At 69.5% G+C, this 3,049-nt stretch carries 4 protein-coding genes; all 4 read left to right on the top strand.

Going from position 1 to position 3,049, the window contains the following annotated elements; all coding sequences use genetic code 11:
* Positions 1-186 precede the first annotated feature (186 nt).
* The 4 genes from ACWGID_RS23300 (at position 187) to ACWGID_RS23285 (ending at position 2,901) form a co-directional block, all read left to right on the top strand.
* Positions 187-780 (top strand): hypothetical protein, encoded by a 594-nt coding sequence (locus ACWGID_RS23300; RefSeq protein ID WP_452199734.1) that lies wholly within the window; start codon positions 187-189, stop codon positions 778-780.
* Positions 777-1,100 carry a hypothetical protein gene (locus ACWGID_RS23295; RefSeq protein ID WP_452199732.1) on the top strand — a complete coding sequence of 108 codons (324 nt, stop codon included), beginning with the start codon at positions 777-779 and terminating at the stop codon, positions 1,098-1,100. Before ACWGID_RS23300 ends, ACWGID_RS23295 begins: the two co-directional genes overlap by 4 nt.
* Positions 1,101-1,216: 116 nt before the next feature.
* Positions 1,217-1,798, top strand: a complete 582-nt coding sequence (locus ACWGID_RS23290; RefSeq protein WP_452199731.1) for a hypothetical protein — start codon at positions 1,217-1,219, stop codon at positions 1,796-1,798.
* Between the two features lie 11 nt (positions 1,799-1,809).
* On the top strand, positions 1,810-2,901 hold the full coding sequence (locus ACWGID_RS23285; RefSeq protein ID WP_452199729.1) for a hypothetical protein: 1,092 nt from the start codon (positions 1,810-1,812) through the stop codon (positions 2,899-2,901).
* Positions 2,902-3,049: the final 148 nt, after the last annotated feature.

Genomic DNA, 3,049 nt, shown 5'->3' with positions numbered 1-3,049 from the left:
TCTGTGCCCCCGCCGCTACCCTAGAGGCGCCCCCCCCTGTGTTGACCACCCGCCAGCCCGGCGTGGCCGGCTCCCCCGGGGGGCTGTTCGCATGTCGTACACGCAGCGGACCGCCGTCTGACCCCTGCGGGGTCTTAGTTTCGACAGCAGAGTGTGACAAACCGGACGACAGGGACTTGCCCACGGATGAAGACACTGGACCGGCCATTGGACGACGACGACCGGGCGATGGCGGACATCGCCGACGTCCGCGACTGGCGACGCCTCGGCGGACCTCAGGCAGGTGCGACCGGCTCCGTGCCGGTCCGGCGACTGATCCGACGGGTGAAGTCGGCGACCAACTGGAAGCCGTGGCCGATCAACCGCCGCACCGTCATCGACGACCAGCTCGACGGCTGGGGGTTCCTGACCCGCCGCAACACCGAGCTGGCGGTGTACGACGACCAGGTGCTGCCGCACAGCCCGTTCAGCGGCTGGGTCGCGTTCGCGATCGAGCCCGCCGACGTCGATGCCGCGGCCGCCGGGCTGGACGAGCACTGGCCGGAGAAATTCGACCTCGCTTGCCGGCACTGGGGACAGCCTTCGTACGTCGGAGTGGAGAGCAAGGCCGGATTCGTCGACGACTGGGCGCCCGGTGCCGGCATCGACCGACGGCACCTGGCGGTCTGGACGCCGCCGGGCGCGGAGATCCACCTGTACAGCAACAAACCGACCGCGAGACCGCTGTCGGTGTCTGTCGGAATCAACTACACGGTCTACCTCGCCGAGGAGGGGACATGAGCACAGACGTCCGCAGAAGTGACGTGCACCGAGCCCGAGAGGGCCAGCGGGACCTGAGATTCGCGAATGTCGGAACCCCGACACCCAGCGGCAGCGTCTCAGAGGCGTCGCTCACTGACCTCGCCCACGCACGGGCCGCGGCCGGCACCGGCCCACGTCCGAGCGTGGCCCAGGACCCGATGTTCCGCGCCGGCATGCCGCCGTCGCCAGGACAGTCCCGCTCCACCGGTGACGCCGGCGCCAGGCCGACGATCGGAGGCCAGACCCAACACCGCGGCCCCGGCCGCAACAGCCCCGGCACGCCCAGCCAGGGCCGCTGAAAACCCCAGCTCACCGAGTTATCCACAGGTCCGGAATCGCCCCACACCGTGACCCCGAAATCGCCGTACCGTTTCGAACGACGGCTTGAGGCACAGACGGAAGGAACCAGCCCGGAATGAAAACGCAGGACAGGCCCCTCGACGAGGACGAGGCCGCCATCGCCGACCTCGCCGAGATCGCTGACTGGCGACCGATCGCCGGGCCGGACAACGACGACACCGGGCCCGAGGTGGTCAGGGCGATCGTGCAGCGGGTCATGTCGGCCACCGAGTGGACCCCGTGGCCGCTCAAGCCCGGAGAGCCGATCGACAACGTGCTCGCCTCGTGGGGCTTCACCACGAAGCGCGGCAGCACCATCGTGGTCTTCCCCGGACTCGCGTTCGCCGATGCCCGCAACAGTGGCTGGTCGGCGTACGAGATCAGCCCCGACGACATCCCGGCGGCCGAGGCCGGACTCGACGAGAACTGGCCCGCGATGCTCGACCTGGCCCGCAAGTACCTCGGTGAGCCGGACTACGTGGGCGACGACAGCAGCCGGCACTTCCTCGACGAGTGGCGTCCCGGTGCGGGCGTCGACAAGCGTCACCTGGCCGCCTGGGTCCGCCCGGGCGCACAGTTCCACCTGTTCAGCAGCAAGCCGACGCGGGAACCGCTGACCGAAGCGGTGGGCGTCACCTACGCGGTCTACATCGACTAGGAGATCGAGACATGTCGCAGCCCACCGAGGGCCCGCAGCCACAACGCACCTGGACCGAGACTCTCAACTGGCTGTCGGAACAGCCAAAGGGGAGCCTGGAGAACCTGGGTGCTCTGGCCGCGTTGCAGAAGAACGAGCTCGACCGACTCATCCAGCAGGCCCAGAAGGTGCCGCTCAAGGACAAGGTGCACGAGAAGGTCTCGAACGCCACCACCCGGGTCCAGGTGCTCTACATCCGGGAGTCGATGCGCCTGAACGAAATGGCCGAGCAGCTCCAGAGCCAGGCCGGTCAGTACCTGAACGCCGGGCGTGAGTGGGCCGACCGGCAGGTCCAGGCCGGTCGTGAATGGGGTAGCCAGCAGATCCAGACCGGCCGCGAGGGCTTGCAGGCCGGGCGCGAGTGGGCTGGCCAGACAGCTCAGGCCGGGCGTGAATTCGCCGGTCGGCAGATCGACCGCGCCACGGAGTTCGGCGGCCGGCAGGCCGACCGCGCCGCAGCGTTCACCGACCGGCAGATCGACCGCGCGGCGGAGTTCGGCCAGCAGGCCGCAGGCGCCTACCGTGCCGGCGTCGAAGCGACCGGCCGCGGTATCCAGGCCGGCAAGGAATGGGGCGGCCAGCAGGTCGACCGCGCCGCCGCGTTCACCGACCGGCAGGTCAACAAGGCTACCGAGTTCGGCGGCCGGGCGATGGACGCCGGCCGCGATCTGCGCGACCGGGCAGGGCGCTGGCTCGACGCTCAGAAGGGCCGCGTGACGCGGGCCTCCGAAGGTGCCCGCGCGACCATCGCCATGGCGCGGTTCGACGGGAACATGCCGGGTGTGACGACGCAGGATCTGTCGCAGCTGAGCCAGCAACACAGCCGCATCATGACCGGCGCCACGCTGGACGACCGTCTGGCCGCTGCCCAGCAGGTGGCGAACCAGCTCCAGACCCAGAAGGACGCCCAGACCGCGGCGCAGGCCTTCGGCGGTCTGGCCCCGGCGGGCCAGGCTGTCAACCAGACCCAGACCCCGGCGCAGCCCGCCGAGCAGAACCAGGGTCAGCAGACCGCTGCGAACCTCACGAAGAACACCGACACCAAGGGCTTCGGCAAGGGCTGACGCCTGATCCGAACCCACAAGACGCGCGGGGGGCAGGGGGGGGGGGGGGGGTGGGGGTTATATTAGGTGTGGGGGGGGTTTTTTGTGGGGTTTGGGACGGCGGATTATCCGGGCGGTTTGGCGGGGTTTTATTGGTAGAACGGGTCAG

Source organism: Kribbella sp. NPDC054772, assembly GCF_053611945.1.
Note: the sequence above shows the minus strand (reverse complement) of the source record. Positions and strands in the feature narration are given on the sequence as shown.

Excerpts from the sequence above, each read along its gene's own strand:
- ACWGID_RS23295 (WP_452199732.1), top strand. The coding sequence starts at position 777 with ATGAGCACAGACGTCCGCAGAAGTGACGTGCACCGAGCCCGAGAGGGC.
- ACWGID_RS23285 (WP_452199729.1), top strand. The coding sequence starts at position 1,810 with ATGTCGCAGCCCACCGAGGGCCCGCAGCCACAACGCACCTGGACCGAG.
- ACWGID_RS23300 (WP_452199734.1), top strand. The coding sequence starts at position 187 with ATGAAGACACTGGACCGGCCATTGGACGACGACGACCGGGCGATGGCG.
- ACWGID_RS23290 (WP_452199731.1), top strand. The coding sequence starts at position 1,217 with ATGAAAACGCAGGACAGGCCCCTCGACGAGGACGAGGCCGCCATCGCC.